Source organism: Catellatospora bangladeshensis (assembly GCF_016862575.1).
GTDB lineage: Bacteria > Actinomycetota > Actinomycetes > Mycobacteriales > Micromonosporaceae > Catellatospora > Catellatospora bangladeshensis.
Window position 1 is genome coordinate 57,335 of the sequence record NZ_BONF01000018.1, and the last position, 6,401, is coordinate 63,735.

Genomic DNA, 6,401 nt, shown 5'->3' on the forward strand with positions numbered 1-6,401 from the left:
TTCCGTCAGAGGATCGGCTTGCCGCCGGTGACCGGGACCATCGCACCGGAGATGTAGCTGGCCTCGTCCGAGGCGAGCAGCACGAACACCGGCGCGACCTCCTTGGGCTGACCCGGGCGGCCCAGCGGGGTGTTCTTGCCGAACTCCTTGACGTGCTCGGGCGGCATCGTCGAGGGGATCAGCGGCGTCCAGATCGGGCCGGGCGCCACGCTGTTGACGCGGATGCCGCGGTCGCCGAGCAGCTGCGCCAGACCGGCGGTGAAGTTCGCGATCGCGCCCTTGGTCGTCGCGTACGGCAGCAGTGTGGGCCGGGGCATGTCGGAGTTCACCGAAGCGGTGTTGATGATCGAGGCGCCCTCGCCCAGGTGCGGCAGGGCGGCTTTGACCAGTCGGAACATCGCGGTGATGTTGAGGTCGAAGGTGTGCTGCCACTCTTCGTCGGGGATCTCCTCGACGCTTTCGTGGGTCATCTGGTACGCCGCGTTGTTGACCAGCACGTCGATGCCGCCGAGTTCGCGTACCGCGGTGTCGATCAGTGCCTCGCACTGCTCACGCCCGGACAGGTCGCCGGGCACCAGCACGGCCCTGCGGCCGGCGTCCTCGACCAGCTTGCCGGTCTCCTGGGCGTCCTCGTGCTCGTTCAGGTAGCCGATGACCACGTCGGCGCCTTCGCGCGCGAACGCGATGGCGGTGGCGCGGCCGATGCCGCTGTCGCCGCCGGTGATCACGGCGCGCTTGCCCGACAGGCGGCCGTGGCCCTGGTAGCTGTCCTCGCCGTGATCCGGCTTGTGCTCCATCTCCTGGAGCGTGCCGGGCGGCTGCTGCTGGGGCTCGGACATGTTCGTGCGCCTCCTCGGGTCCGGCGGTCGGCGCGCACGCGGGCGCGGCGATCGCTCGCTGACGTCCTCGATAAGCGCATGCCCGGCGATCGACCTGCGGAAACCCAGACCGGGACATTCCCGGCCGGAGGATCAGGAATGCCGGCAGTGTGCCGCGTGGCCGCCGGGTCCGCTTTGCCCGCAGCTCGGGCAGCTCTCGCCCATGATCATGCGGTGCGAGACGAGCAGGGCCTCGTGCACGAGCCGGCGCCCGGCGGCCGTGCCCCGCCGGAACTCGCTGTCGGCGGCCCGGGCCCCGTCGTACGGGATGTGCACCGGCTCCCGGCTCCGCCCGGCGGCCATCGCCGCGATCCGGGCCACCAGCTCCTGCTCCACGAGACGGCCGTGCGTCAGGCCCGCCCGGTACTCGGGGCCTGCCTCGCTTTCGGCCTCGGGCGGCGCGGTGTTCTCGTAAGCCAGGCATGCGAACAGGTGGACGATCTGCGCGACGTCCTCGCCGTAAGGGGCGGGCCGGCCGGTGCCCGCGTCGCCGGAGTGGCTCATCGCGGCCGCCCGGAAAGGGCACGGCCGGGAGTGACGGCTAGGAGCGGCCGCCGGTCTGCGCGGCGCGCAGGTCGTCGAGCAGCCCGACCTGGCTGGACAGCACCTCGGTGAGGATGCGCCGGGCGACCGCGAGCAGCTCCGCGACCTGCGGGCTGACCAGGGAGTAGTAGACCGTCGAGCCTTCCTTGCGGGTCACGACGAGGTTCATCTTGCGCAGGACGGCCAGCTGCTGGGACAGGTGTGCCGACTCCAGGCCGACCTCCGGCAGCATCTCGCCGACCGAGTGCTCGCGCTCGGAGAGCAGCTCCAGCACGCGGATGCGGGCGGGGTGCCCGAGCACCTTGAAGAACTCTGCCTTGACCTGATACAGCGGCCTTGTCACCGGTCCACCCCCTTCTCCGCAGCAAACCGTACCCGTCCGCGCGGGGGGTATGCGGGCGGGCGGTCCGGCGGGTCATCGCGCTGAGTGTCCGCGACACCGCCCCAGAATACACAACTTAGGAAGTTGCTAAAGTTAGCAACTATCATGCCCGGGAGGTCACCCTTCGGGCATCGCGGTGAGCAGCTCGGTCGCCACGGTGATGAGCTGATTCGCGCGCACGGCGAGCGTCGTGGCCAGGCCGTGCGCGGAGCCGGCGGCCGACTCGGCGAGCTGGCGCAGCGCCGCCAGGTCGGCGTCCAGCCGGGCCAGCGCGGCGGCCAGGTCCGCTCCCCCGGCACGCAGCTGGGTGGCGATCTCCTCCAGGCCCATGCCGGACGCTTCCAGCCGCTGGATGGTGGCGATCTGCTCGGCGGCCGCCGGGTCGTAGAGCCGGAACCCGCCGGAGGTACGCGACGCCGGGCTGATCAAGCCCAGGTTGGTGTAGAAGTCGACGGTGCGGTTGCTGACGCCTGCCGCGGTCGCGAGTTCACCGATCCGCATCAACGCCATGACCAGCCTCTTTTCAGCAACCATACAGTTTCACGTGTTAGTGTCGCGCCGTGGATGAGCATAGCCCGGGCCCACTGGCCCGGCACCTGTCCAAACCGGCCGCCCGGCCGCACACCACGTCTGGGGTGCTGGCGCAGCCGTGCTGATCGTCACCGGCTTGGCGCTGATCGTCGCGCTGACCGCCGCCACCGCCTACTTCGTCGCGCAGGAGTTCGCCTACGTCGCCGCCGACCGCGGCGTCCTGCGCAAGGAGGCCGACGGCGGCGATCCCGCCGCACAGCGCGCCCTCAAAGTCACCGGCCGGCTGTCGTTCATGCTGTCCGGCGCGCAGCTCGGCATCACCGTCACCGCACTGCTGGCCGGCTACGTCGCCGAGCCGTACCTCGGCGCCGGGCTCGCACCGCTGCTGCAGGCCGTCGGCCTGCCCGAAAGCGCCAGCCTGTCCGTCTCGGTACTGCTCGCACTGCTGGTCGCCACCGTCGTGCAGATGGTCCTCGGCGAGCTGGCCCCCAAGAACCTCGCCATCACCCGCCCCGAGGCGCTCGCCCGGTGGCTGTCCCGGTCCACACTGATCTACCTTGCCGTGGCCGGGCCGCTGATCCGGGTGTTCGACGCCGCCGCCAACCGGCTGCTGCGCTCCATCGGCATCGAGCCGATCGAGGAGCTGCCGCAGGGCGCCACCCGCGAAGACCTGGAGCAGATCGTCGCCGAGGCGCGCGACGGCGGGCACCTCGACGCCGACACCGCCGCGCTGCTCGACTCCGGCCTGGACTTCCGCCTGCTCACCGCGGGCGAGGCGATGGTGCCGCGCGTCGACGTCGTCGTCATGTCCGCCGCCGACCCCGCCTCCCGCCTCGTGGAGCTGCTCGGCACCGGCCACTCCCGCTTCCCCGTGATCGGCGCGGGCCTCGACGACGTACTCGGCGTGGTGTCGATCTCCGAAGTGCTCGCGGTGCCCGCGCACGCCCGCGCGGTAACCCCCGTCGCCTCGATCGCCGTGGCGCCCGTCGTCGTGCCCGCCGCGGTCACCCTTCCCACGGTGCTGGAACGGCTACGCGCCGAACATCGCCAGCTCGCCATCGTCGCCGACGAATACGGCGGCTTCGCCGGGGTCATCAGCCTCGAGGACGTCGCCGAGGAGCTGGTCGGCCCCATCCGCGACGAGGACGACCTGCCCGAGGCCCGGCCGCACGCCCAGCCCGACGGATCGTGGCTGGTGCCCGGCCGCTGGCGCATCGACCAGATCGCCGACGCCACCGGCATCGAACTGCCCGGCGACGACGTCTACGACACCGTCTCCGGCCTGATCCTGCACCGGCTCGGCCGGGTCACCACCCGCGGCGACGCCGTCGACGTCGACACCGCCGCGCCCGAAGGCGGCGTCCGGCTCACCGTGCTCGAGGTACACCGCCACGTCCCGGTCAGCGTCCGGGTCGAGCCGCTCAGGCGGCAGCCGTGAACACCACGACCGCCCTGACCGTGTCGGCGCTGCTGCTCGCGCTCAACGGCTTCTTCGTCGCCGCGGAGTTCGCCCTGGTCGCCTCCAAACGGCACCGCCTGCAGCAGTACGCCGACACCGGATCGCGCGCCGCGCGGGCCGCCATCGCCGGCACCCGCGAACTGTCGCTGATGCTCGCCGGAGCGCAGCTCGGCATCACGCTGTGCTCACTGGGCCTGGGGGCGCTGGCAAAACCGGCACTGGCCGACGTGCTCGACCCGCTGCTGGCCGCCGCCGGGCTGCCCGAGCAGGCCAGCTACGTCATCGCGTTCCTGCTGGCCCTGGCCCTGGTCGTGTTCCTGCACATGGTCGTCGGCGAGATGGCGCCCAAGTCCTGGGCGATCTCACACCCCGAACGGTCCGCGCTGGTGCTGGCGCTGCCGTTCCGGGCCTTCGCCCGGCTGGCCCGCCCGGCGCTGGCCGCGCTCAACGCGTTCGCCAACGCCAGCCTGCGGCTGTTCAAGGTCAAGCCGGTCGACGAGCTGGCACAGGCGCACGGCCCCGCCGAGCTGCAGATGCTGCTGTCGGCGTCCGCCGAGCACGGCACGCTGCCCCCCGCCGACGAGCGGCTGCTGTCGGCGATGCTCACCCTCAACAACACCACCGTCGACTCGGTGATGATCCCGCCCGCCCGGATCGTCACCGTCGACCGCCACGCCAGCGCCGCCCTGGTCGAGCACACCGCCCGCGAACGCGGCCGCTCGCGGCTGGCCGTGACCGGCCCCGCCGGGGCGATCACCGGCATCGTGCACGTACGCGACGCGCTGAAGGCCACCACCGCCGGGCTCGACCTGACCGCCGGCGAGCTGGCCACCCCGCCGCACCGGCTGCGGCCCGGACAGAGCGTCATGTCGGCGATCCGCGGCATGCGCGAACACCGCGCCCAGGTCGCCCTGGTCACCGACGGCGCGAACACGGTCGGGCTGGTCGCGCTGGAAGATCTGCTGGAACAGGTCATCGGCCAGTTCGACGACGAGACCGACCCCATCATCGCCACCCACCTGTCCACCCAGCACACTCGCCGCTAGCGGGTGCGTCAACCAACGGAAGGACCCTGATGGTCTTCAAGAAACTGCTCGCCGGGCTCGGCCTGGGCGGCGTCGAGGTCGACACTGTCCTGTCCCCGCAACCGGCGGTCCCGGGCGGGCAGCTGCACGGGCAGGTCAACCTCCGCGCCAAGTCCGACACCGACATCACCGCGATCTGGCTCCTGCTCGTCGCCAACACCCCGTTCGGCGAGGTGGAGCTGGGCCGCCAGCAGGTCGCCGCCGGGATGCGGGTCGCCGGCGGGCAGACGCCGTCGGTGCCGTTCGCGCTCGCCGTGCCCGCCTTCGTGCCGTTCACGGCGCTGTACGGCAAGGGCCTGCCGGGCGGCGGCGTCGGCGTGCGCACCGAGGTGCAGGTCGCGCCGGGCAGCGCCAAGGGCGACTGGGACCCGGCCCGGCTGGACGCCTCCCCCGCGCACCAGCAGATCATCGACGCGCTGGGCACCATCGGCTGCCGGTTCGTGCGCAACGAGCTGCGGCCCGGCGCGAGCGCAGGGCTGCCCGTGCCAGTGGCGCAGGCGGTCACGTTCTACGCGCCGATCCCGGAGGGGCAGCAGCCCGGCCCGCACATCCCGCAGCTGACCTTCACCTTCACCGCAGCCGGGGAGACGCTGGTCGTGCTCGCCGAGCTGACCTCGCGGCCCGGCAGCGCCGACCGGCACGAGCTGTCACCGGCCGACGTCGCGGGGCTGTCCGCCGAGGGCGGCTGGATCGCCGAGGTCGACCGTTGGGTCACCACGGTGCTCGACAAGCTCGGCCAGGCTCCGGCCGCCGCGCCGGGCTCGTTCATGCAGCCCGCGCCCGCGCAGCCGTACGGCCACACGCCCGGCTACGGCCAGCCCGGCTACGGGCACGCCGCCAAGGGTTACGCCTACGGCGGGCACGGCCACCACGGGTACTCCGGGTACAAGTACGGCGGCTACCACGGCAAGCCGAGCATGGCCGGGGCGGTCGCGGCGGGCGTGGGCGGCGCGGCACTGGGCTTCCTCGGTGGCATGGTCATCGGCGACATGATCAGCGACGCGTTCGAGCCGGACATCGCCGAGGCGATCGAGGACCCGGCTGCCGCCGCGGAAGACTTCGCCGGATACGACGACGGCGGCTTCGGCTTCGACGACGGCGGCGGCGGCGGCGACTTCGGCGAGTTCTGAGCCGCGATTAGCCACCGCTGATGCGTTCCTTCAACTCCTGGGTCGTGCCTGCGACCCACGAGTTGAAGCGGTACTACCGATGCCCGATTTCGGGCTAGAGGTGAACGCTTCCTGCCAGCACATGGGGCGCGTTGGAACCTCGCAGGCGTCGGCAGCTGATGGCGACATTTGACGACGGCTTGTGCCCCGCAGGTGCCCCGGCGTCCGTGGGATGATCGCTCATGTCCTGTGACGTATGCGGCCGTCAGATGCAAGCGATGTACCAGTCTTCCCGTAAGACCGAATGGGTGTGCCGCTGGTGCTACGCGACGACGCACGTGGGCATCTATCCCGGAGAGGTGCTTCGTCCGCCGTACAGCTACAGGGTGTGGGAACGGGCGAACGTTGACGACC

7 protein-coding genes are annotated in these 6,401 nt (G+C 71.8%); 3 read left to right on the top strand and 4 right to left on the bottom strand.

Going from position 1 to position 6,401, the window contains the following annotated elements; translation table 11 throughout:
- Positions 1 to 5 precede the first annotated feature (5 nt).
- From Cba03nite_RS17385 to Cba03nite_RS17400, 4 genes are all read right to left on the bottom strand, one after another.
- Positions 6 to 839 (bottom strand): SDR family oxidoreductase, encoded by an 834-nt coding sequence (locus Cba03nite_RS17385; protein WP_203746968.1) that lies wholly within the window; start codon positions 837 to 839, stop codon positions 6 to 8.
- Positions 840 to 971: 132 nt separating this feature from the next.
- On the bottom strand, positions 972 to 1,382 hold the full coding sequence (locus Cba03nite_RS17390) for a hypothetical protein (RefSeq protein ID WP_203746970.1): 411 nt from the start codon (positions 1,380 to 1,382) through the stop codon (positions 972 to 974).
- Between the two features lie 37 nt (positions 1,383 to 1,419).
- A complete protein-coding gene (locus Cba03nite_RS17395; protein WP_203746971.1) occupies positions 1,420 to 1,764 on the bottom strand; it encodes an ArsR/SmtB family transcription factor in 345 nt (114 codons plus the stop codon).
- 156 nt (positions 1,765 to 1,920) lie between these two features.
- Positions 1,921 to 2,313, bottom strand: a complete 393-nt coding sequence (locus Cba03nite_RS17400) for a MerR family transcriptional regulator (protein ID WP_203746972.1) — start codon at positions 2,311 to 2,313, stop codon at positions 1,921 to 1,923.
- 139 nt (positions 2,314 to 2,452) lie between these two features.
- Between Cba03nite_RS17400 and Cba03nite_RS17405 the strand changes: the two genes are divergently transcribed.
- From Cba03nite_RS17405 to Cba03nite_RS17415, 3 genes are read left to right on the top strand one after another with little or no spacing between them, the layout of a single operon-like run.
- Positions 2,453 to 3,772 carry a hemolysin family protein gene (locus Cba03nite_RS17405; protein ID WP_203746973.1) on the top strand — a complete coding sequence of 440 codons (1,320 nt, stop codon included), beginning with the start codon at positions 2,453 to 2,455 and terminating at the stop codon, positions 3,770 to 3,772.
- The gene (locus Cba03nite_RS17410; protein WP_203746974.1) at positions 3,769 to 4,839 is read left to right on the top strand and encodes a hemolysin family protein; all 1,071 of its coding nucleotides are present in this window, start codon (positions 3,769 to 3,771) and stop codon (positions 4,837 to 4,839) included. Before Cba03nite_RS17405 ends, Cba03nite_RS17410 begins: the two co-directional genes overlap by 4 nt.
- 29 nt (positions 4,840 to 4,868) lie before the next feature.
- Positions 4,869 to 6,008: a sporulation protein gene (locus tag Cba03nite_RS17415; RefSeq protein WP_203746975.1), complete on the top strand. Its 1,140-nt coding sequence runs from the start codon at positions 4,869 to 4,871 to the stop codon at positions 6,006 to 6,008.
- Positions 6,009 to 6,401: the final 393 nt, after the last annotated feature.

Excerpts from the sequence above, each read along its gene's own strand:
- Cba03nite_RS17385 (WP_203746968.1), bottom strand. The coding sequence starts at position 839 with ATGTCCGAGCCCCAGCAGCAGCCGCCCGGCACGCTCCAGGAGATGGAG.
- Cba03nite_RS17415 (WP_203746975.1), top strand. The coding sequence starts at position 4,869 with ATGGTCTTCAAGAAACTGCTCGCCGGGCTCGGCCTGGGCGGCGTCGAG.
- Cba03nite_RS17400 (WP_203746972.1), bottom strand. The coding sequence starts at position 2,313 with ATGGCGTTGATGCGGATCGGTGAACTCGCGACCGCGGCAGGCGTCAGC.
- Cba03nite_RS17390 (WP_203746970.1), bottom strand. The coding sequence starts at position 1,382 with ATGAGCCACTCCGGCGACGCGGGCACCGGCCGGCCCGCCCCTTACGGC.